18 protein-coding genes and 1 pseudogene are annotated in these 22,308 nt (G+C 41.8%); all 19 read right to left on the bottom strand.

The genetic code is table 11. The features are described 5' to 3' along the window. Position 1 precedes the first annotated feature (1 nt). The 19 genes and pseudogenes from carB to mraY all read right to left on the bottom strand — a co-directional run bounded on the left by carB (position 2) and on the right by mraY (position 22,307). Positions 2-3,178 carry a carbamoyl-phosphate synthase large subunit gene (gene carB, locus ACFSX4_RS04930; RefSeq protein WP_377772138.1) on the bottom strand — a complete coding sequence of 1,059 codons (3,177 nt, stop codon included), beginning with the start codon at positions 3,176-3,178 and terminating at the stop codon, positions 2-4. After that, entirely contained in the window at positions 3,171-4,259 is a 1,089-nt protein-coding gene (gene carA, locus ACFSX4_RS04935; protein ID WP_377773443.1) for a glutamine-hydrolyzing carbamoyl-phosphate synthase small subunit, read from the bottom strand. Before carA ends, carB begins: the two co-directional genes overlap by 8 nt. Before the next feature lie 2 nt (positions 4,260-4,261). Next, positions 4,262-5,533, bottom strand: a complete 1,272-nt coding sequence (locus ACFSX4_RS04940) for a dihydroorotase (protein ID WP_377772140.1) — start codon at positions 5,531-5,533, stop codon at positions 4,262-4,264. 3 nt (positions 5,534-5,536) lie between these two features. Further along, entirely contained in the window at positions 5,537-6,418 is an 882-nt protein-coding gene (locus tag ACFSX4_RS04945) for an aspartate carbamoyltransferase catalytic subunit (RefSeq protein WP_377772142.1), read from the bottom strand. 35 nt (positions 6,419-6,453) lie between these two features. Continuing rightward, positions 6,454-6,981, bottom strand: coding sequence for a bifunctional pyr operon transcriptional regulator/uracil phosphoribosyltransferase PyrR (pyrR, locus tag ACFSX4_RS04950; RefSeq protein ID WP_377772144.1), 528 nt, complete (start codon positions 6,979-6,981; stop codon positions 6,454-6,456). Between the two features lie 303 nt (positions 6,982-7,284). Next, positions 7,285-8,196 carry an RluA family pseudouridine synthase gene (locus ACFSX4_RS04955; RefSeq protein ID WP_377772146.1) on the bottom strand — a complete coding sequence of 304 codons (912 nt, stop codon included), beginning with the start codon at positions 8,194-8,196 and terminating at the stop codon, positions 7,285-7,287. After that, the gene (gene lspA, locus ACFSX4_RS04960; protein ID WP_377772148.1) at positions 8,171-8,671 is read right to left on the bottom strand and encodes a signal peptidase II; all 501 of its coding nucleotides are present in this window, start codon (positions 8,669-8,671) and stop codon (positions 8,171-8,173) included. Before lspA ends, ACFSX4_RS04955 begins: the two co-directional genes overlap by 26 nt. Before the next feature lie 6 nt (positions 8,672-8,677). After that, the gene (gene ileS, locus ACFSX4_RS04965) at positions 8,678-11,422 is read right to left on the bottom strand and encodes an isoleucine--tRNA ligase (protein ID WP_377772150.1); all 2,745 of its coding nucleotides are present in this window, start codon (positions 11,420-11,422) and stop codon (positions 8,678-8,680) included. Between the two features lie 301 nt (positions 11,423-11,723). Further along, positions 11,724-12,764, bottom strand: coding sequence for a glycosyltransferase (locus tag ACFSX4_RS04970; RefSeq protein WP_377772152.1), 1,041 nt, complete (start codon positions 12,762-12,764; stop codon positions 11,724-11,726). A gap of 106 nt (positions 12,765-12,870) precedes the next feature. After that, positions 12,871-13,653 carry a YlmH family RNA-binding protein gene (locus tag ACFSX4_RS04975; protein WP_377772154.1) on the bottom strand — a complete coding sequence of 261 codons (783 nt, stop codon included), beginning with the start codon at positions 13,651-13,653 and terminating at the stop codon, positions 12,871-12,873. 77 nt (positions 13,654-13,730) lie between these two features. Next, positions 13,731-14,036: a YggT family protein gene (locus ACFSX4_RS04980; RefSeq protein WP_377772156.1), complete on the bottom strand. Its 306-nt coding sequence runs from the start codon at positions 14,034-14,036 to the stop codon at positions 13,731-13,733. Between the two features lie 11 nt (positions 14,037-14,047). Then, the gene (locus ACFSX4_RS04985) at positions 14,048-14,617 is read right to left on the bottom strand and encodes a cell division protein SepF (protein ID WP_377772158.1); all 570 of its coding nucleotides are present in this window, start codon (positions 14,615-14,617) and stop codon (positions 14,048-14,050) included. 5 nt (positions 14,618-14,622) lie between these two features. Beyond that, complete coding sequence (locus ACFSX4_RS04990; protein ID WP_377772160.1) at positions 14,623-15,255, bottom strand: YggS family pyridoxal phosphate-dependent enzyme; 633 nt, start codon at positions 15,253-15,255, stop codon at positions 14,623-14,625. Then, positions 15,248-16,021, bottom strand: coding sequence for a peptidoglycan editing factor PgeF (gene pgeF / locus ACFSX4_RS04995; RefSeq protein WP_377772162.1), 774 nt, complete (start codon positions 16,019-16,021; stop codon positions 15,248-15,250). Before pgeF ends, ACFSX4_RS04990 begins: the two co-directional genes overlap by 8 nt. Before the next feature lie 244 nt (positions 16,022-16,265). Continuing rightward, a pseudogene (ftsZ, locus tag ACFSX4_RS05000) lies at positions 16,266-17,220 on the bottom strand (cell division protein FtsZ); the annotation flags it as partial. Between the two features lie 35 nt (positions 17,221-17,255). Then, positions 17,256-18,722 carry a cell division protein FtsA gene (ftsA, locus tag ACFSX4_RS05005; RefSeq protein ID WP_377772164.1) on the bottom strand — a complete coding sequence of 489 codons (1,467 nt, stop codon included), beginning with the start codon at positions 18,720-18,722 and terminating at the stop codon, positions 17,256-17,258. Between the two features lie 97 nt (positions 18,723-18,819). Continuing rightward, positions 18,820-19,989 carry a cell division protein FtsQ/DivIB gene (locus tag ACFSX4_RS05010; RefSeq protein ID WP_377772166.1) on the bottom strand — a complete coding sequence of 390 codons (1,170 nt, stop codon included), beginning with the start codon at positions 19,987-19,989 and terminating at the stop codon, positions 18,820-18,822. A 17-nt stretch (positions 19,990-20,006) separates the two neighbouring features. Further along, positions 20,007-21,344 (bottom strand): UDP-N-acetylmuramoyl-L-alanine--D-glutamate ligase, encoded by a 1,338-nt coding sequence (gene murD, locus ACFSX4_RS05015; protein ID WP_377772168.1) that lies wholly within the window; start codon positions 21,342-21,344, stop codon positions 20,007-20,009. Next, positions 21,345-22,307, bottom strand: a complete 963-nt coding sequence (gene mraY / locus ACFSX4_RS05020; RefSeq protein ID WP_377772170.1) for a phospho-N-acetylmuramoyl-pentapeptide-transferase — start codon at positions 22,305-22,307, stop codon at positions 21,345-21,347. Position 22,308: the final 1 nt, after the last annotated feature.

Here is a 22,308-nt window from a genome sequence, read left to right on the forward strand (position 1 = left end):
CCTACATTTGTTCCATATTAAAGGTCATGCTTTCAATCACTTCAATTAATGTTCTTGCAGTGTCTAAAGATGTCAGACACGGTACACCATTCTCAACAGATTCACGTCTGATTTTAAAGCCGTCACGTGCAACTTCCTTACCTTTAGTCATTGTATTAATAACAATTTGAACTTTCCCCTGTTGAATTTCAGTAATGATGTCGCTGCCGCCCTCACCGATTTTATCGATATTGACGACCGGTATGCCCGCTTCTGCAAGCACACTTGCTGTACCTGATGTTGCAAGGAGACGGTATCCGCAGTGCGACAAGCGCTTCGCAAGTGCCGTTGCTTCTTCCTTATCTTTATCTGCAACAGTAAACAATGCAGTACCGTGATCTTTCACTTCAAGACCGCTGGCAACAAGCCCTTTATACAAAGCCTTGTTCAATGATAAATCTTTACCCATGACCTCGCCTGTGGATTTCATTTCAGGGCCAAGCGTCACATCAACATTTTTCAGTTTTGAGAAGCTGAAAACAGGTGCTTTCACATAATGTCCGTCCTGTACCGGCTGCAGTCCGAGGTCATACCCGGATTCAGTGAGAGGCTGTCCAAGAATAGAATGCATCGCAAGACGAGCCATCGGTATTTCAGTAATTTTACTCAGGAACGGTACTGTACGGCTTGAGCGCGGGTTCACTTCAAGTACAAAGATATCACCTTTTGAAAGTACGAACTGGATGTTGATTAAGCCGATGATGTTTAAACCTTTTGCCAGACGTTCTGTATAGTCGACCAGTGTTTCAATTTCACTTTCAGAAAGTGTCGCAGGCGGGTACACAGCCATGGAGTCCCCGGAATGCACTCCGGCGCGTTCAATGTGTTCCATAATACCTGGGATAATCACATTCTCACCATCACAGATGGCATCCACTTCAATTTCTTTTCCTGTTAAATAACGATCGACAAGTACAGGATGTTCGGGTGACGCTTTAACAGCATCTCTCATGTAGTTCTTAAGTTCACTTTCATTATACACGATTTCCATCGCACGGCCGCCGAGAACATAACTCGGTCTGACAAGTACAGGGAAGCCGATATATCTTGCATTCTCAAGTGCTTCTTCTTCGTTTGTTGCTGTTTTACCAAGCGGCTGTGGAATGTTAATATCCTGAAGCAGTGCCTCGAATTTCTTTCTGTCCTCAGCACGGTCAATATCCTCAAGTGATGTTCCGATAATATTAACACCTTCACGTTCGAGACCGTCCGCAAGATTTATCGCAGTCTGACCGCCGAACTGAACGACAACACCTTTCGGCTGCTCCTGTTCGATAATGTTCATCACATCTTCATGTGTCAGAGGTTCAAAGTATAATTTGTCTGAAATTGAAAAATCAGTCGATACTGTCTCAGGATTGTTATTGACGATAATTGCCTCATATCCTGCTTCCTGAATCGCCCATACTGCATGAACAGTCGCATAATCAAACTCAACACCCTGGCCGATTCTGATTGGTCCGCTGCCGAGTACCAGAATTTTTTCGCGGTCACTTCTGACTGACTCGTTATCTTCTTCATATGTGCCGTAGAAATATGGTGTATTGGATTCAAATTCTGCCGCACATGTATCCACCATCTTATAAACCGGCATAATCCCCTCGGCTTTACGGATTTCAAAGATTTTTTCCTCGGTCGTTTCCCATCTGTGGGCGATGACTCTGTCACTGAAGCCGAATGTTTTCGCCCATTTTAAATGTTTCAGAGAATTGATGTTCATTTTCAGCTCATGTTCGATATTGATAATATGATTGAACTTATTCAGGAAGAACATGTCAATTTCTGTCCACTCGTGAATATCCTGCATCTTAATGCCGCGGCGGAGTGCTTCACCGATAAAGAATAAACGTTCATCACTCTGGCGCTTAATCATTTCAACAATATAGCTGAGCTCAAAATCTTCACCGTTCGGCAGGCCGAGATGATGCACACCGTACTCCAGTGAGCGGATTGCCTTTAATAAAGATTCTTCATAGGTACGGCCGATTGCCATCACTTCACCGGTTGCTTTCATCTGTGTACCCAGTTTACGTTCCCCGCGTTCAAATTTATCAAACGGGAAGCGCGGTATTTTCGATACCACATAATCCAGTGCCGGTTCAAATGCCGCATAGCTTGTATTCGTAACCGGGTTAATCATTTCATCCAGTGTCATTCCCACCGCAATTTTCGCTGCAAGTTTTGCGATTGGATAACCTGTCGCTTTTGATGCAAGTGCACTCGAACGTGATACACGCGGGTTCACTTCGATAATATAGTAATCAAATGAATGAGGATCAAGTGCCAGCTGAACGTTACATCCGCCCTCTATGCCGAGTTCACGGATAATTGACAGTGACACATCACGGAGCATTTGATTTTCTTTATCTGTTAAAGTCTGTGTCGGTGCAACAACGATGGAGTCACCGGTGTGAATGCCGACAGGGTCAATGTTTTCCATATTACATACAACAATCGCATTATCATTGGAGTCACGCATGACTTCATATTCAATTTCCTTGAAGCCTGCGATTGATTTTTCAACCAGACACTGACTGACAGGAGAATATTTCAAACCATTCGCAACAATCTCTTTCAAATCAGCTTCATTGTAGCAGATACCGCCGCCGGTACCGCCCATTGTAAAAGCCGGACGGACAATAAACGGATAGCCGACTTTATCTTTAAAGTCATATGCACCTTCAATCGTATTGATGATATCAGACTCAGGAACAGGTTCCCCCATCTCGTTCATTAACCGGCGGAATAAATCTCTGTCTTCAGCCTGTTTAATGGAAGATAATTTAGTACCGAGAAGCTCTACATCATTTTCTTCCAATACACCGAGACGGTCAAGTTCAACAGCCATGTTTAAACCGACTTGTCCGCCGAGTGTCGGAAGCAGTGCATCCGGCTGCTCTTTACGGATAATTCTGCTGACAAAATCGGTTGTAATCGGTTCGATGTATACGACATCGGCAATTTCTTTATCCGTCATAATTGTTGCAGGATTTGAATTTACGAGAATGACTCTGTATCCTTCTTCTTTAAGTGCCAGACAGGCTTGAGTCCCTGCATAGTCAAATTCCGCTGCCTGACCGATAATAATCGGCCCGCTTCCTATTACTAATATCGTCTTAATATCCGTACGTTTAGGCATTCTGTTTACCTCCAAATTCTGTCATTGCATCTATAAATTCATTGAATAAGTATGATGAGTCATGCGGTCCTGCTGCTGCTTCCGGATGGTACTGGACTGAAAATACCGGGTGCTCTTTATGTCTGATACCTTCAACGGTATTATCATTCAGTGCCACATGTGTCACTTCTAAATCCGTGTCTTTCAGTGATTCTGCATCGATGGCATAACCATGGTTCTGTGAAGTGATTTCTATTTTTCCTGTAGCAAGGTTCTTAACCGGCTGATTACTTCCGCGGTGTCCGAATTTCATTTTGTAACTTTTGGCACCGCCGGCAAGTGCAATCAGCTGATGACCGAGGCAGATACCGAACACCGGCACTCTGCCGATTAAATCCTGAATGGTTTTTACCGCAACTTCTACATCATCCGGGTCCCCGGGGCCGTTTGAAAGCATCACACCGTCAGGGTTCAAACTCAAAATTTCTTCAGCAGTTGTATCATACGGCACCACTGTTACATCGACATTTCTCTGATTCAATGAACGGACGATATTTTCTTTTTTACCAAAATCGAGAAGCACCACCCTATAGCCGGTACCTGTCGACACATAAGGAGATTTCGTTGAAACACGTTCAATCTGGTCGGTTCTTCTCTCATATGATTTAAGTTCTTTGACTGTTTTTTCATGGTTGTCACTAGAAGTGATTACACCGCGCATCACACCGAAGTCACGAATTTTACGTGTAATACTTCTTGTATCTACACCGCTGATGCCGACAATATTATGGCGCTTTAGAAAGCTGTCTAGATTTTCCCTGTTTCTGAAATTTGACGGATATTCACATGCCTCCCGTACAATCACACCTTTTGTAGTCGGTTTCAGTGATTCATTGTCTTCAATATTAAACCCGGCATTTCCAACCAGCGGATAGCTGAATGTAATAATCTGATCTGTATAGGAGTTGTCCGTAATAATTTCCTGGACACCTGTCATTGAAGTGTTGAATACGACCTCACCGCTTGTTTCTTTATCCGCACCCAGTCTGTATCCCTCGTATACAGAACCGTCTTCCAATACTAGAAATCTGTCTTTAGTCAGCATTATTTTTGGTCTCCTTCTCTATACTTTACTTCACCGTCAACAATCGTCATGTAAATATCAGATACCAGTTTCTCACCGTTAAACGGTGTATTTTTTGCTTTGGAGAAAAACGCCTCTTTATCAAGAGTATATTCTTTATTCAAATCAATCACTGTAATATCTGCAGCGGCACCTTCTTTTAACTCACCCATTTCAAGACCGAATACCCGGCTCGGCTTCACTGTCATCCAGTCGAGAAGCTGCTGCAGTGTGAATACACCTGTCTTAACAAGCTTTGTATAAACAAGCTGGAATGCATTTTCAATGCCGACAATACCGAACGGTGCTTTTGTGATTTCCGCTGCTTTTTCATCTTCTGCATGCGGTGCATGGTCTGTCGCAATAAAATCAAGCGTCCCGTCCAAAAGACCTTCTATTAATGCTTCTCTGTCATCAGAACCACGAAGCGGCGGGTTCATCTTAAAGTTTGTATCCACTTCTTTAATGTCCGTTTCATCAAGTACTAAGTGATGCGGCGTCACTTCACCGGTCACTCTGATTCCTGCACGTTTAGCATCGCGGATTACTCTGACACTCTCTTTTGTTGACACATGGCAGACATGATAATGACAGTCTGCTGCTTCTGCCAGAAGTACATCACGCGCAATCTGTACAGCTTCTGTTACAGACGGGATGCCGGGGACACCGAGCTTTCTGCTGGTTTCACCGTCATGAAGCGCTCCGCCGCGGATCAGTGTGTTTTCTTCTGTATGTGCAACAATCGGCATATCAATCGCTGCCGCTTCTTCCATCGCACGAAGCATCATATCCGCACTCTGTACACCGACACCGTCATCTGTGAACGCAAATGCACCTGCTTTTTTCAATCCTTTAAAATCGACCAGCTGGTCTCCCTTCAGTCCCGATGTGATGGATGCGTACGGCAGGACTTTCACATGAGCTGTATCCTTAATAATTTGGTTTACTTTTTCAAGGAGCTCCACATTATCCATAATTGGTTTTGTGTTCGGCATCGGTGATACTGCTGTAAAACCGCCTCTTGCTGCAGCACGTGTACCGGATTCAATCGTTTCCTTATGTTCAAAGCCCGGCTCTCTCAGATGGACGTGTACATCAACAAGTCCTGCAGAGATTAGTTTTCCTTCAAGGTCGATTGTTTCAGTATCTGCATCAATATTCTCTGAAATTTCTTTGATGCGGCCGTCTTCCACCAATACATCAACCTTGATTTCTTCATTATCCTTTAACATTACACCGTTCTTTAATAACATACTTTACACGTCCTTTTTTAATATTTTTTCAAGAATGCTCATACGCATAAACACACCATTTTCCATCTGCTTGAATATCACACTTTTTTCTGATTCAACAAGGTGGTCTTCAATTTCAACCCCTCTGTTTACTGGCGCCGGATGCATAATAACAGCACCCTGTTTCATTTTCTTCACCCGGCTGTCATTCATGCCGTACTCTTTGTTATAACCTTCTTTACTGAATTCTTTTGAAACCATATGCCGCTCATGCTGCACACGAAGAAGCATGATGACATCACACGTTTCAACTGCCGTATCAAAGTCCAGATACCGGCTGTCGGAACTCTCATCCTGCCATTCTCTCGGACCGGAGTAGAACACTTCTGCACCGAGTGCCGTCAGAGCCTCTCCATTTGAATGTGCCACACGTGAGTGGGAAATATCACCTGCAATCGCAACTTTCAGCCCTTTAAACGTTTCAAACTGTTCGTATATCGTCATCAGGTCAAGAAGCGACTGTGTCGGGTGGGATCCGCTGCCGTCACCGCCGTTTATGACAGGGATATTAATGTCTTCCAGTTCATTGTAATATTCATTGTCTTCATGACGGATAACGAGCGCATCACACCCGAGCGCTTCCATCGTCTTACAAGTGTCATAAAGCGTTTCTCCCTTTATTACTGAACTTTTAGATGCGTCAAATGGGATAGAATGGATTCCGAGTTTAAATTCAGCCATTTCAAAACTTGTTTTTGTACGTGTTGAATTCTCAAAAAATAAATTTGCAATCGACAGTTCTCCGTGGAGTTTACTGTAGTCACCCTTCTTCATTTCAATTGCCCGGTGAATTAATGATAAAATTTCAGATTCACTTAAATGTGTCATAGACAGCAGATGATTCATTAAAATAGAGCCTCCTCAAAAATTTTTAATTCACTTTAATCTTCACTGATTGTAACGATGCTCTCACCGTCAACCTCGTAAAGCTTGACCTCAATGCTCTCTTCTTTTGATGTTGGTATATTTTTTCCGACATAATCCGCACGGATCGGCAGTTCCCTGTGTCCCCGGTCAATCAGAACGGCAAGCGATATTTTTGCCGGCCGGACTGTGTTCAAAATCGCATCCATTGCCGCACGGATTGTACGTCCCGTGTAAAGGACATCGTCGACAAGTACTACGTGCCGGTTATTTAAATCACAGTCTGTCTCAACGGCACCTTTTGTATCACCGGCTTCTTTTTTATCATCCCGGTAATTTGAAATATCAATCGTCCCGGACGGAACAGTGACACCTTCAATTTGATTAATTTTCTTCTGAATTCTTTCTGCGAGGAATTCTCCACGGGTTTTAATCCCGAGCAGTACAATATCATCCGTTCCTTTATTTCTCTCAAGAATCTCATGAGACATACGCGTTAACGAACGGCCGATCTGCGCATCATCCAAAATCAGTCTGTGCTTCATCATTAACCTCCTCGTAAAGCTAAAATTATACAAAAAATACTCATGCCTCTTAGACATGAGTATAGACGTATCCGTATGGATACACCGGTGGTGTCATAGATAATAATCGAGACTCCGCCGTTACCGTTTATATCATGTCTTTTCAGCCTCACGGGACCGATTTTAAAGACATTCATCTTCTTTATTCAAATGTTCTTACTAAGAATATCGCTATTGAAAATTAAAGTCAAGACAGAACTCCGTTAAAAATATGTAATATGAAAACTCCCTGAAGCGGGCAAATGTCCAGTTCAGGGAGTCATTTTATTTATCAGACTGTCTTTCCAGAGTATCAAGAACTTCCTCAAAATCTTCCGGAAGCGGTGCATCAAATTCCAGGTACTCCCCTGAAATCGGATGAACAAAACCGATTAATCCTGCATGGAGCAGCTGTCCGCCGACGTCCATTGTACGACGCGGACCGTATTTCGGATCACCTGCGATTGGATGACCGATATACTTCATGTGCACACGTATCTGGTGTGTACGTCCGGTTTCTAAAATACATTCAACGAGCGTATACGAATCGAAACGTTCGATCACATTAAAATGTGTGACAGCTTCCTTCCCGTCATCAATGACTGCCATCTCCTGACGCTCTTTCGGGTTTCTGCCGATCGGTGCTTCAATGGTTCCTTTATTATGCGGAATCACACCATGGACCAGTGCCGTATATTTTCGGGTCACACTTTTATCGACCAGCTGTTCTACAAGTCCTCTGTGCGCCACATCATTTTTCGCCACCATCAACAAACCGCTGGTGTCTTTATCAATACGGTGTACAATTCCCGGACGGAGCTCACCGTTAATTCCCGATAAATTATCGAGTGCATACATCAGTCCATTGACAAGTGTCCCGGACCGGTGCCCTGCAGCCGGATGAACCACCATGCCTTTCGGCTTATAAACAACCGCAACATCCGCATCTTCATATACGATTTCAAGAGATAAATCTTCAGGCTCTATATCCGCCTCCACAAGCTCTCTCTCTTCTACAATAATGTCATCATTTTCTTTTACTTTATAGTTCGCTTTAACAGCATGACCGTTCACTTTGATCAAGCCTTCCTTAATGCGGCCCTGGATATCACTTCTTGATGTATCCGGGACCTCTTCAGAAAGCAGTTTATCAATCCGGCTGCCGCCCTGTTCAGCTGTGACTTTTATGTTTTGCATCTTTATCACCTTTCCCTGTGATGAAAACTTCGATAATCATTAATATTACTCCAATGGTCAATGCACTGTCGGCAACGTTAAAGATTGGAAAGTCATAATTTATGATTAACACATCGATAAAGTCAACAACCTCCTGGAATAATACTCTGTCTATAAAATTCCCGAGCGCCCCTGCAAACAAGAATGTAATCGCAAGCTGTGCCGTGAAATTATTTCTGGCTTCTTTTTTATAAATAAAAACCAAAAGTGCCAGAACAACCACAGTTACCAGATAGAAAAATATCATCTGCCCCTGAAACATCCCCCACGCCGCACCCTGGTTGCGGTGTGAGGTAATTTCAAGATATTTGCCGAATACGGGAATGGACTGTCCAATTTCCATGTATCTGACAACGAGAAATTTTGTAATCTGGTCAAGCGCGAGAATACCGGCTGCTGTTATCAGCATCTGCACTATTCTATATTCTTTCAGCATCGCCCGTTATCCTTCCAATGCGTCAACGACTGCGCGGCATCTCGGACAGATATCGTCTTCACCGTTTACAATCGCATCGGCAGTTGAATAATTCCAGCAGCGCTCACAGCGCACACCTTCCGCATGCTCAACCTTCACTGAAACATGATCATATTCCGTGCCGTCTGAAAGTGTATCCACCACTTCCACCTGCGAAACGATAAAGAACTGCTCAAGATTTCCTTTAATATCATTGAAGCTCATATTTTCAGGCTCTGTAATAAATACTTTCGCCTCAAGAGACTTACCAATTACTTTTTCATTACGGGCCGTTTCAAGTGCCTTATAGACATCATCACGGACTTTCATAAACTGCTTCCATTTACCGACAAGTTCAGTATCGACTTCTGCTTTTTCAGGCATTGATTCCAAGTGGATACTTTCTTTTGATTCGTGCGGTGTAAACTGATAGATTTCTTCAGCTGTGTGCACTAAAACCGGTGCAAGCAGACGATTTAACTGCGTCAGTATTTTATAGAGTACAGTCTGCATACTGCGTCTGATCGGCGCATCCTGCTGCTCGATATAAAGAATATCCTTACCGTAATCAAGGTAGAAGTTCGATAACTCAACATTGATGAAATTCTGCAGAGACTGGTACATAGATACATAATCATATCTGTCATAGCAGTCGAGCATTAAATTCGTCATTTCGTTAAAACGCTGGTACATGAACTGGTCAACCTCATATAAGTCATCATAGCTGACAGTATCTGTTTTCGGATCAAAGTCGTCTACATTTCCAAGAAGGAAACGGAACGTATTTCTGATTTTACGGTATACTTCTGATACCTGTTTTAAAATATCATCGGACACACGTACATCTTCTTCAAAATCGGATGACATCACCCACAGACGTACAATATCCGCACCCATCTGCTTCATCACTTTTTCAGGCAGAATCACATTGCCAAGTGATTTCGACATTTTCTTGCCTTTCCCGTCCATCGCAAAACCGTGGGACAGTAATTCTTTGTACGGTGCATGCCCGCGCGTTGCGACACTCGTGATGATAGAAGAGTTAAACCATCCACGGTACTGGTCGGAACCTTCGAAATATAAATCTGCAGGATACGTTAAATAATCACGGCGGTCAAGTACACCTCTGTGCGTCGACCCTGAATCAAACCACACATCCATAATATCCATTTCTTTAGTAAAGACACCGTTTGGAGAGCCTTCATGTGTATAGCCTTCCGGAAGCAGCTTTTCTGCATCCCACTCAAACCAGATGTTTGAACCGTGTGTTTCAAACAATGATGCGACATGCTCAATCACGGCAACATCGACAATTTCCTGTCCGTCCTCAGCGTAGAAAAACGGCAGCGGCACACCCCATACACGCTGACGGGAAATCACCCAGTCACCACGGTTTTTAATCATATTGTACATACGCTTCTTACTCCACTCCACCTGGAATGTTGTATCATCAATAGCATTTAAAATATCTTCACGTACATTATTGATCGATGCAAACCATTGCGGTGTCGCACGGAAAATCACAGGTGTTTTTGTTCTCCAGTCATGTGGATATGAGTGCGTGTAGAAATCCAGTTTAACAAGTGCGCCTGCCGCATCAAGGTCCTCAGTAATTACTTTATTCGCATCATCATAGTATAAGCCTGCATACTTGCCCGCTTCGTCAGTAAACACACCTTTACCGTCAACAGGACTGACCACTTCAAGGCCGTACTTCTGTCCGACAATAAAGTCATCATCCCCGTGGCCGGGTGCAGTATGCACAAGTCCTGTACCTGCTTCTGTCGTTACATGGTCACCAAGAATAACCAGGCTCTCACGGTCGAACAATGGATGCTGTGCTGTCACATATTCAAGGTCAGAACCTTTCACTTCTTTTGTACGTGTCACTTTTTCTTTGTCAAAACCTGCTGCATCACAGAATGTATCAAGAAGATCTTCAGCAATCACATACTCTTTCTCTTCATAATTAAACTGTACATAGTTCAGTTCCGGATGTACCGCAACCGCCATGTTGGAAGGAATGGTCCATGGAGTTGTTGTCCAGATAACGAGTGATGTGTCTGTATCGAGAACATCTTTACCGTCTTTTACTTTAAACGCTACATAGATAGACGGTGAACGTTTATCCTGATACTCAAGCTCTGCTTCCGCGAGAGAAGATTCACTTTTCGGAGACCAGTAAATAGGCTTTTTACCGCGGTAGATTAGACCTTTCGCAACCATATCTTTCAGTACACGCACCTGGGATGCTTCAAATTCAGGTTTGTAAGTCAGATACGGGTCATCCCAGTGTCCGTCAACACCCATACGCTTGAATCCTTCACGCTGTAAGTCAATTTGTGAATTCGCAAATTCAATACACTTATTGCGGAATTCTTCTGTTGTCATACTTTTACGGTCAACACCCTTATTTGTCAGGGCCTGTTCAATCGGCAGACCGTGAGTATCCCAGCCGGGTACATACGGAGCATAAAAACCTCTCATCTGTTTGTTTCTGATGATGAAGTCCTTGATGATTTTATTTAAAGCATGTCCCATATGAAGCGCGCCGTTCGCATACGGCGGTCCATCATGAAGAATGAATGGTGTATTCCCCTCATTCTGCTTTAATTTCTTTTCGTAAATTTTATTCTCCCGCCATTCTCCCTGCATCTTAGGCTCTTTATTCGCAAGGCCGCCGCGCATTTTGAATTTTGTTTTCGGCATGAGTAAAGTATCTTTGTAATCCATATCCTGTCTCCCTTTCAATATAAATAAAAAACTCCAGGCTGAAATCAACAGGGGCGAATGAACCGCGGTACCACCCTTATTGACTCCGGCCGGGAGTCCACTTTATAATTATTTGTTTTAAATTATTAGTGATATCAAGCGTGTTTATATCTGCCGGGGCTCTCACCATCCCCCGTTCGCTTTATCCAAAACGCACTGTCAGTCTAACAATATATCTATTATGCTAAAATTATTGCCGTTCGTCAACATCTGCGGTTGTTTTTAAGATGATAATTTCAGATGTGCCGAACGCCTTATCTCTTTATCTTTTAAAGATAAAGTTCTTTTGAATAAAATAACTGACCAAAAATAGAATACCGTCTACACAAATTTTAATAATCACGGTACTGATAAAAGGCAGCACCAGATGAAACAAGTAAACGAGTGTCCCGGAAGCTGTAATCTGGGCAATGACCAGACCGAAATATTTAAAGAAGCTGTGCTTTGACCTGCCTTTAAACACAAGCTCTCTGTTCACAAAATAATTAAACAATGAAGAAATCACACGCGCAAGCACCGACGATACCATTATAGATGACAGACTGGTATTCGCCAAAAGGCGGATAAATACAGCATATGCTGTCACATCTAAAAGGAAAGAAGAAACCGATGACAGAACATACTTCACGAATACCCAGTATATTGTAATAGAATCCCTGATTACCCGGAAGTTCGACGAGGCGTTGTCTTCAATGTAAACTGTTTGAATCGGTACTGAATGAATATTCCAGCGCCGGTTCTTTGTTTCCATCAGCATATTCATCTCATAATCGAAGCGGTTCCCGTCCACCTGTAAAAACGGTTCAAGAAAACTTCTCGGCATGGCTCTGAGTCCTGTCTGTGTATCACTCAGCTTTTCACCAGTGGTCAGTCTGAATATATTACGTGTCAGAACATTACCGAACTGGCTTCTCTTCGGGACATTCTCATCGAAATGTCTCGCCCCGAGAATTAATGTATCCGAATGCTGTCTCGATGCTTCAATACACTTAATCATATCAGCACATTGGTGCTGGCCGTCAGAGTCAATCGTCACAATATACTCCGCTTCAGGCATGCTTTTTACTATATATTCAAAAGCTGTTTTTAAAGCTGCCCCTTTCCCTCTGTTCTTCTCATGAATTAAAACCTGACTGTTATAATCACTTTCAGCCTGATGAAAGGTTTCATCACAGGAAGGAGTACTGCCATCATTGACAATGATAATACCTGCCTCAGGCACCTCGGTCCTGACTGCCCTCAATAGTTCAAGTAAATGATATGTGGGATTTAATGATGGTATCACGATTGCTACATCTCTCATAGGCCTTCCTCCGTTGATCAGACATACATGCTTTAGTCTAAGTTTAATACCATACCCTGTCACATCAATAATCATTCATACATCATTTCATCAAGTATACCGTATTTTATTTACTCCGGTATACTTTCACCTGCAGCCTGTACTTTCCTTTTCTGGTTTCTGCAATGATAGAATTAATTTTAAAGCGACCGAAATGACGGACAGAAACCACATCGTCCACTTCGATAATGAACGCCGGGGAATTGGTAATCGTGTGGTTCACCTTTACCTTCCCTTTTGATACCCGTTCTTTTGACTTTGCACGCCCCTCATTTAAAACATCACTGATCACCGTGTCCAGTCTGAAACTTGATGACAACACGGTAATCGTTTCACCGTCATCCACCGGGGAAATAAATGCGTCATGTTCAATTTCTTTAAGTTTTACCGGTGCATTCTTAATATGTGTCAGCTGTTCTGTGAACATCTGGACATAGGGTGATGCAACTGCGAGCTGTATTTTATCTCCAATAACGATATCCCCGATGACATAACGGTCGAGACCGACATTCATTATTGCCCCCAATACATTCCGGTGTGATAATGTGATGAATTTTTCAGGGTATATAATCTCAAGCACAGTAATTTCAAAATCACTTTCACTGACTTCAAGCATCTCAGGTACAAGTATTGCCCGGAGACGTTCTCTGTCGCCCTTTCCGCCGTAAAAACAAACTGTAATATCCGGGTAATACCCTGACACACTGTCTACTATTTTCTGCTCTCTCGGGTCAAGAAAATCCAGCAGAACAGGATAATAGTCACGGGATGCAATTTCAAATTTACTGTTAATCTTTACAATACTGTCCTTCTCTTCTTCTCTGAAATGTTGATAAATTTCTTTAACCATGAAATCCTCCATCGGTTTGATATTTTCATGCAACAAAGTAATCCCGTCCTTCAAGTAAGGACGGGATTACTTTTAACTTATACAATCATACGTATTAATGCATTGAATATTGAATCCAGCCCTGCAACAAACAAACGCAGAACTAAAAATAAAATAATCGGTGATAAATCAAGCATTCCTCCAAGAGGCGGAATTAAGTTTCTGATTGGTTCCAGCACCGGTTCATATACTTTTCCGAGAGTCTGTCCAAAAGATGACTCACGTAAACCCGGAATCCACGAACTCAAAATGTAGATGATTAAACCCCAGCTGAATAAAGTTAATAAAATACTTACAATATCCGAAACAGTAACAATAATTTGCAGCAGCAGACCTTTATCCAAAATAATTCTCCTTACATATCATCATTTAACTCTTTATCTCCTGTAATTTCGCCTTCGACTCTGACACTGTTCGGTGTGCATAAAAATATATCACTGCCGACCTTCTGAATATCACCGTCAAGGGCATATACAGTACCGCTTAAAAAGTCAACGATGCGTTTTTTAGGACCACTGTCAATTTTAGATAAATTCACTAAAGTCGCACGTTCATTTTTAAGCTCATCTGCGATATCCTGTGTTTCTGAAAATACTCTCGGTTCAAATAAATGTACTTTTGCATTTGTTTCATGGCTATCCATCAAAGTTGTCTCCTTTTTCGGCTGTGCCTTTTTATTTTGAGAGGGCTTCTCTTTATCTTTTTTAAAGAAAGGTTCTTTGGGTGCTTCATCTTTTTTATCCGTAACATTCTCATTTTTCGCTTTAGACTGTGTCGGACGGATGACTTTATCCTCTCTGTGTCTTCTGGTTTCTTCCAGTTGAGTCACATTACTGTTTTTTGCCGCAGCATTATTTTTGTCCGGAGACACTTCTTCTTCTACTTCAACAGAAAACATATCTTTGATAAATTTCTTAATCGCCATATCACTCACCTGCTTCCCATGATTTTACTTCCAATACGAACATAAGTTGCACCTTCTTTTACAGCATGAAGATAGTCATTACTCATTCCCATACTGAGCTCCGTAATGGATGGATAATTAATATTTAACTGATCCCGCAATTCTTTAAGCTTCCTGAATGTTTGATCAAGTACTTCTTCATCCTCAGTGTAAGGTGCCATAGTCATTAAACCAATGATATTAATTTTATCATATTCAGAGATTTTTTCCACAAATGCCTCTAACGCTTCCGGTTCAACACCATGCTTCGTCTCTTCATGAGAAATATTCACCTGCACAAAACATTTTACATCATGTTCTGCGTACTTATCAATTTTTTTAGCCACACTCTCTCTTTCCAGTGAATGCAGGTAAGTTAAATAAGGTGCAACATCTTTCACTTTTCTGGACTGAAGTGTACCGATATAATGAATTTCTGCATCTTCCGGCAGTGCGGACAATTTTTCAAGAAAACCTTCCACCCTGTTTTCCCCGAAATGTCTGATTCCGGCATCGTAAGCCTGCAGTGTTTCTTCCACAGTATGGTACTTTGTCACAGCAATTACAGTGACATCACTGCCGACCTCTTTTTTTATCTGCTCGTAGTTTTCTTTAATCATGAACTGTCCTCCCGATAAATGCGAGTGCTCTGCCGGTTTTTCCAGACTCTGTCCGGTATGAGAAAAAAGTACTTGTATCTTCTGTACCAAGTTCAGTTACGTATATATTATCCTCTCGAATACCACATTCAAGTGCCTGGTTTTTATTCACAGTCTTTAAATCCAGCTGGTATTCTTCACCGTCCGCTTCCACTGCATGATTCAAATATTTTTCATCGATTGAATGAATGACTTTATCATCTACATTAAAAGAGGAACCGTTAATACTTACGCCGATGATTACAGTTAAATCCTCCGGGTTCTCATCATACGCCTGGATCAGGTTCCTGGTAATATTTTCACTGGTACCTCTCCATCCCGCATGTGCAAGCCCTGTGAATGTGTTCTCACGGCTGAAAATATATACCGGAACACAATCAGCAAAATTCATCGTCAACAGTACATCATCATATGTATACAGCCCATCAACACCATACCACTGATCTGTTAACTCTTTTACATTGGTGCCGCACTCTTTTGAAGTGACCTGACATACTTTACTGCCGTGCTTTTGAATCGGAAGCACCCAATTCGAAGACGGAATATTGATTTCTTCTGAAAGAAGTTCCTGATGTCTGTGAACATTCTTACTGTCATCATCAATATAAAGTGCCATATTAAAACTGTTTTCAGGGTAACTGCTCACACCATTCGTACGTTTCGTATAACCGAAAACGAGATCCGTGAGTATGTCCCCCACAAAATATTTATGTGTTTTAAATTCCATCAGTTCACCCCATAAAATAAGCCAGAAAGGCATGCCTTCCTGACTATTTTTTCAAGATATAATTATCGTCTGCGTCTGTTTCTGTTTCTCAAAAATGTTGGTACTTCATGATCTTCATCTTGAGAACCGGAATTTGCATCTTCTCTTTCAAATGATCGAGTTGAACGACGATCTTCATCAGGCGCATTATTTGTAAATGTTGCAGGCTCTGTTTTCTCTTCACGTTCCGGTGTGCGGTTCACACCTTTTTCATTAAAGCCTGTTGCGATTACAGTAACAACGATTTCATCCTCAAGTTCAGGATTAATCACTGTACCGAAAATCATGTTTACATCTTCATCAGCTGCATCCTGTACAACATCAGCGGCTTCCTGTGCTTCGAATAAAGACAGTGACTCACCGCCGGTAATATTCATCAGGACACCCTGTGCACCAACGATTGATGTTTCAAGTAATGGACTTGAGATTGCTTTTTTAGCCGCTTCAACTGCACGGTTTTCTCCTGAGGATACGCCGATACCCATTAAAGCAGATCCCTGATTCTGCATAATTGTCTTAACGTCTGCAAAGTCAAGGTTCACTTCACCGCTCACTGCGATTAAGTCTGATATACCCTGAACACCCTGACGGAGTACGTTATCTGCTTCTTTGAATGCTTCCATCATTGGAGTTGATTTATCAACGATATCAAGAAGGCGGTCATTTGGAATGACAATCAGTGTATCAACAGCTGCTTTCATTGCATCTACACCTGCTGCTGCCTGTGTCTGACGTTTTCTTCCTTCAAATGAGAAAGGACGAGTAACAACACCAACAGTCAATGCACCCATCTCTTTAGCGATTTTAGCAACTACCGGTGCTGCGCCGGTACCAGTTCCGCCGCCCATACCGGCTGTAACGAATACCATGTCTGCACCCTGAATCGCATCTTCAATCTGTTCACGTGATTCCTCTGCTGCTTTTTTACCAATCTCAGGATTGGCACCTGCACCAAGTCCGCGTGTTAATTTTTCACCAATCTGGATTTTAGACTCCGCCTTAGACAAGTTAAGCGCTTGTCCGTCTGTATTGATTGCGATAAATTCAACATTCTGCATTCCGTCATCAATCATGCGGTTCACAGCATTGTTACCGCCGCCGCCGACACCCACGACTTTAAGTGTTGCCATATGGTTAAAACCTTGTTCAAATTCCAACATTTTGTATATCCTCCCAAATTATCATCTTACGCTGATCATTCAAATAAATTTTTAAATATTTTTTTCATCTTAGTACCAAAATCCTGCGGTTCTTTCTGTCTTGCAGATTCACGGTTTTCATCCGTTACTTTTGCGTCATCATCATAAGTATATTCCTGATAATCCACATCCTGCACGACTTCCTCTGTTTCAGAAGGCTCCTCTTTTACAGGCTCTTCTTCAACAAAAGTTTCCTCCCTCTGCAGTTCACTCTCATTTTTTTCTTTTCTTTGAGTAAATAATCCGGAGAAGAAATTGGAATCTTTATTATCTGAAGATTCTGAAGCATATTGTTCAGGTGCTGCTCCATAATTATCAATTGTAACATACTCGAGGAGTTCATCAAACATAATTCCACTTGCAACAGTAGAAATTGCACTTGAGAATTCCGGTTTTCTCGCACCCATTTGATTAGGGATGTGAACACGGACTTTTTCAGTCACAATATCTTGCAGCAGTTCTTTAATTCCGAGGATATTTGCAGTACCGCCGGTGATGACAAAACCACCGCTTACTTTGGCAATACCACTTTGATACAGGCGTTCAAACACACTGTTAAAAATTTCTTCAATACGCAGTTCAATGATATCTGCAAGGTCTTTAGGCGTCACTTCAATATCCTCGCCACTGTCATTTTGCGGCAGACGGATAATATCAGTGTCATTGGCATGTTCATAAAAAGCATGCCCGTACTGTGTTTTAGCTTTTTCAGCCGCTTCATGCGACGTATTAAATGCCTGTGCCAGGTCATTTGTAACATTCTTCCCGCCGACAGGAATACTTGAAGCATATTTCAGAGAACCTCTTTCATAGTATGCGAACTGCGTCAGTTCAGCCCCTATGTCAATCACAACACTGCCAAGTTCTATCTCTGATTCACTCAGTACATGTGAATAATTCACTGCATCAGAATAAACATCGAGAACTGTAAGGCCGGTATCTTCCACACATTTTACAGTATTAATTAAAACTGTACGGTTTGTGAGAAGTGTTCCCGCTTCAACTGATAATGACTGAGTCGCAATCATTTCTTTCGGGTCCACAACTTCATGAAGCTCATCCACGACAAAATGTCTCGGATAAACAGTTACAACTTCTCTCTCATCAGCCATTTCACGATTTCTTATATTTTCAAGTAATTCTTCGATGTGTTCTCCGTTAATTTCTGTTGATTCACCGCCGAAACGAAGTGACTCCTCACTGAAGCGGAGGGCTGTATCTGTTACCGGCATTTTTAAGAATACTTCATCAATTTCAACACCTGATGAAATACTCGCTTTTTTTATCGTATCATTAATTGCACTTCTTGCCAGATCATAATCTCTGATCATCCCTTTTGATATACCATCTGTAAAAGTTTGTCCCGTTCCAATAATGTTGACACCTTCATGGAACTTCTCACCAACAATAGCTTTTACACTAGATGAACCGATATCAAGGGCTACATAATAATGTTCCTTCAACTCGACTGCCTCCTAGCAAGCAATTTGCGATTTTACTAATTTATAGTTTACATTATAGCTTTACAATTGTGAACTGTTTACAAGCAATCCTGTAAATTTATTCTGATGAATTTGAATTTTCACCCTCATTTTCATTCTCCGATGAACTTTCACTATCCTGTCCCATTTGATTCAATGTATCTTTCACACCCACAAGTGATGAATTAATACTGTCAATATACTCTGCCTGAACAGGTTCTTCATAAATTCCCCGTTTCACATCTTCTGCCTCACTGGAACCATAGGGCAGGAAGCTGCTTCCGATTTCAATATCGATAATACCGGTATTGTCCTCACCTATTTCTTCCTTCATACCGATGTAATGATTCATTTTCTCACCAAAATCGCGGTAGTCAGCGACAACTTCCTGACCGTCATTCATAAATATATGAATCCGGGTATTTGAGTTCTCTGAAGGACTGTAGTGAATTTCAGATATTCTTGCTAAAATGTCCGTATTGATATTCTCCATCTCGTCAATGACATTTTCAAATTCCTCTCCCTCAAATTGATACAGAATCGGACCATTTGAAGGGGATACAGGATACCCTCTCAGCACACGTGCATTATTCATCACCGGATTAAACGTACCTTCGTTTTCAATATAAGCAATAATATTATACTCATTTACAGATACATGGACCGAATTCCACCATTCCCGCTCCACAGTGACATCAACAATAACAGGGAGCAGCGCAATATTCTCTTCCGCCCTTGTTGTATTAATGCTGAACATTTTGTCACCTTCTTCAAACTGAAGCCGTCCTGAAAGTTCTTCATCAGTAATCACATGGTTGCCGGAGAAAGTAATCTGTTTCACATTACTCGCACTTGAAGCCGTGTACCAGATTAACACACCGAGTATAATAATAAACACTACTGCTGATGCCGTAATAATTTTTGCAGGCGTAATTTTTATTTTAGGCATTTTGAACGGTTGTTTTTCTTTCACCGGCGTTTTGTTTGACTCTGCTTCAGTGTTTTTATCATAGTCATAATGGTTTTCAATGATTACTGAATCATCTGAAAGTGCCTCCGGTGATTCCTGTTCCGATGTTTTCCCGGAACCTTCCCCGCTGTTCTCTTCAGGCAGTTCTGTCTGATTATCTTTTTCGTCTGCCTCACTTTTTTCAGAGCCTAAAAGACGTGATTCAAGCGACTGATTTTTTTCTTTTTTCTGGCGCCGCAGTTTTTCTCTCATATCATTGATATCCGGTTCTTTCGGCATCTTTTAGGCTCCTTTCCTTAATGACCCAGTGTGAAAAAACCTTCTTTAAAGTGATTTCCTCTGGCTTCAAAGTCTTTATATTGATCCCAACTGGCACATGCAGGTGAAAATAATACAACATCACCGGCTTCAGAGTGCTGACCTGCCAACCCGGCAGCAGTGTTTGGATCATCTGTTTCAATCACTTTAATTCCGGCCTGTTCACCAAGCTGTTTAAATTTATCCTTTGTCTCACCAAATGTGATAATAATTTTCACAAACTCAAGATACGGCGTTAAATCATCCAGCGACTGACCACGGTCCAGTCCCCCTGCAATCCAAATCACAGGTTTTGTAAAACTTCTTAACGCAAATGAAGTAGCCAGACTGTTCGTGGCTTTAGAGTCGTTATAATAATCCGTACCGTTAAACTCACCCAGGTATTCCATTCTGTGAGGAATACCGCCGAAGTTTTTCAGTGTGCTTAAAATACTTTCTTCAGACACATTGAAGTGACTGACTGCGAGAATTGCCGCCATAATATTCTCATGATTATGAGCACCCTTCAAAAGAATATCATCCGTATGAATTAATGCTTTTCCGTTAATCATCAACTCATGGTTTTTAATATATGCATCAGCTGTATCCGTTGAGGAGAAATACTTCACAGGACTCGGCACATTTACTTTTTCAAGAAGTGCTTTTTGAATGCCGTTAAAAACGATACTGTCTTTTTCCGTCATATGTTTTAACAGGTTCAATTTCGCTTCTACATACTCTTCTTTTGATGAATGATAATCCAGGTGCGCCTCATATATATTTGTAAATACCGCAACGTCAGGTCTGAATTCACGGACACCCATCAGCTGAAAAGATGACAGTTCCATCACCAGAATACTGTCATCAGCTGCTTCCAGTACTGCCTCTGATGCCGGGAAACCAATGTTGCCGCATAAAATCGGTTTTTTACCTGAACGCTCAAGCATTTCACCGATTAAGTGAGTAACCGTTGTTTTGCCGTTGGTACCCGTGATACCGATAATCGGTACTTTGGACATATGGTAAGCAAGTTCCACCTCAGTAATAATCGGAATCTCTCTTTCCAGAGCCTCCTGAAGGAAATCAATCCGGTAAGGAATTCCCGGGTTTTTGACAATTAAATCTGCATCATTCAATAAACTCGTCGGGTGGTGTCCGTCAACAATCTCGACACCCCAGCCGGTCAAAAGACGTCTGACTGATTCATCTGCAATAATTTCATTTGTCGTCAAAATAATATCGGCACCAAGATCAGCAAGAAGATTTACAGCGCTTTTACCGCTTCTGCCGTATCCAAGTACAATGACTGTTTTATTCTCCAAAACTCTCTTTTCCACTTACATCACTCCCAGAATAACACCAATAATTCCTGCAACAGCACCCGTTAACCAGAACACTGTGACAATTTTCCACTCACTCCATCCAAGCAGTTCAAAATGATGGTGAATCGGTGTCATTTTAAAGATTCGTTTTCCTGTCAGCTTAAATGATACAACTTGAATCATGACAGACAATGTTTCAACTACAAATACGATCCCGATAATCAACAGCAGAAGGCTGTTATTAATCATTATGGAAACTGTTGCGATGATGCCGCCCAACGCAAGACTTCCGGTATCTCCCATAAATAATTTCGCAGGATATTTATTGTGTATAAGAAAGCCGATAAGACTTCCGATAATAATGCACAAAAATGTAGACACAGTGCTTTCCGACAATGCGGTTGTCACGGCCAGAAATGAAGAAAATGCAATCACTGAAAGCCCTGTCGCAAGGCCGTCAAGACCGTCCGTCAGATTCACTGCATTAGAGAAACCGACCTGCCAGAATACGATCCACACTACAAACAGAAAGCCGAGCGGAATATCAAATTCTGTTCCGGGAATGTGCACACTGTTTGAAATTCCAGGTATAAAGTTCAGCATAATAATATAAATAATAACCGATACAATGACCTGTGCGAGAAATTTCTGTCTGGATGTCAGTCCTGTATTATGCTTTTTGACAACAATGATGTAATCGTCAAGAAAACCGATTAAACCGAAACCGATAGTCACAATTAAAAGAACCACCATCTTGGATACATCATCTACAAAAAACAGTGCAGCAATTGTTAAGATAATAATCGGAATTAAAAATGTCAGCCCGCCCATTGTCGGCGTTCCTGTTTTCACCTGATGGCTCTTTGGTCCTTCCTCACGTATAGACTGACCGAACTTCAAGCGCTTCAGCAGTGGAATTGTTGCAGGCACTAAAAAGAAAGTGGCAGCAAAAGCTAAAATTAAAAATAAAATATTCATG

It is taken from the genome of Corticicoccus populi (assembly GCF_042686195.1).
Taxonomy (GTDB): Bacteria; Bacillota; Bacilli; order Staphylococcales; family Salinicoccaceae; genus Corticicoccus; species Corticicoccus populi.

Bases quoted from the DNA above. Each gene is read 5' to 3' on its own strand.
- carB (WP_377772138.1), bottom strand. From the start codon at position 3,178: ATGCCTAAACGTACGGATATTAAGACGATATTAGTAATAGGAAGCGGG.
- ACFSX4_RS04940 (WP_377772140.1), bottom strand. From the start codon at position 5,533: ATGTTATTAAAGAACGGTGTAATGTTAAAGGATAATGAAGAAATCAAG.
- ACFSX4_RS04945 (WP_377772142.1), bottom strand. From the start codon at position 6,418: ATGAATCATCTGCTGTCTATGACACATTTAAGTGAATCTGAAATTTTA.
- pyrR (WP_377772144.1), bottom strand. From the start codon at position 6,981: ATGAAGCACAGACTGATTTTGGATGATGCGCAGATCGGCCGTTCGTTA.
- ACFSX4_RS04955 (WP_377772146.1), bottom strand. From the start codon at position 8,196: ATGCAAAACATAAAAGTCACAGCTGAACAGGGCGGCAGCCGGATTGAT.
- lspA (WP_377772148.1), bottom strand. From the start codon at position 8,671: ATGCTGAAAGAATATAGAATAGTGCAGATGCTGATAACAGCAGCCGGT.
- ileS (WP_377772150.1), bottom strand. From the start codon at position 11,422: ATGGATTACAAAGATACTTTACTCATGCCGAAAACAAAATTCAAAATG.
- ACFSX4_RS04970 (WP_377772152.1), bottom strand. From the start codon at position 12,764: ATGAGAGATGTAGCAATCGTGATACCATCATTAAATCCCACATATCAT.
- ACFSX4_RS04975 (WP_377772154.1), bottom strand. From the start codon at position 13,653: ATGGTTAAAGAAATTTATCAACATTTCAGAGAAGAAGAGAAGGACAGT.
- ACFSX4_RS04985 (WP_377772158.1), bottom strand. From the start codon at position 14,617: ATGGCGATTAAGAAATTTATCAAAGATATGTTTTCTGTTGAAGTAGAA.
- ACFSX4_RS04990 (WP_377772160.1), bottom strand. From the start codon at position 15,255: ATGATTAAAGAAAACTACGAGCAGATAAAAAAAGAGGTCGGCAGTGAT.
- pgeF (WP_377772162.1), bottom strand. From the start codon at position 16,021: ATGGAATTTAAAACACATAAATATTTTGTGGGGGACATACTCACGGAT.
- ACFSX4_RS05010 (WP_377772166.1), bottom strand. From the start codon at position 19,989: ATGCCGAAAGAACCGGATATCAATGATATGAGAGAAAAACTGCGGCGC.
- mraY (WP_377772170.1), bottom strand. From the start codon at position 22,307: ATGAATATTTTATTTTTAATTTTAGCTTTTGCTGCCACTTTCTTTTTA.